Source organism: Desertibacillus haloalkaliphilus (assembly GCF_019039105.1).
Taxonomy (GTDB): Bacteria; Bacillota; Bacilli; order Bacillales; family KJ1-10-99; genus Desertibacillus; species Desertibacillus haloalkaliphilus.
This window is the reverse complement of sequence record NZ_JAHPIV010000555.1, coordinates 1-335: the sequence shown is the minus strand read 5'-3', so window position 1 is coordinate 335 and position 335 is coordinate 1. Positions and strand designations below refer to the sequence as shown.

The 335-nt window shown below is 36.1% G+C and carries 1 protein-coding gene; it reads right to left on the bottom strand.

All coding sequences use genetic code 11. The features are described from left to right. Window positions 1-335 (bottom strand): DUF3048 C-terminal domain-containing protein (locus KH400_RS23255; RefSeq protein WP_369009393.1); only part of this gene is annotated, 335 nt, incomplete at both ends.

The following is a 335-nucleotide window of genomic DNA, read 5'->3' as shown; positions in this document are numbered from 1 at the left end:
GAACATTGGACAAGAGAACAGGATCATTTGTTTCGTATTCAACAGTCTTTCGTTCACCATTAAAACGCTCATAATACCCAGAGGCTTCATCATAGACATATTGAATATGATTTTTCCCTAAGTAATTCACTTCAACCTCACTAGCTTTATTGCCAACGATATGAATATCTTCATTTTCATAAAAGTCTAAGGCTGGAACTTCTCCTGTTATAACATAGCCTTTTTCATTTACAAAGCCTTGGATCATATCCTCATACGTAATGTATGAATTATGGGGTGCCTTACGTTCAGGCGCCCGCTTAAAAAGTGACCCATCATAAGAAATACCATTAATA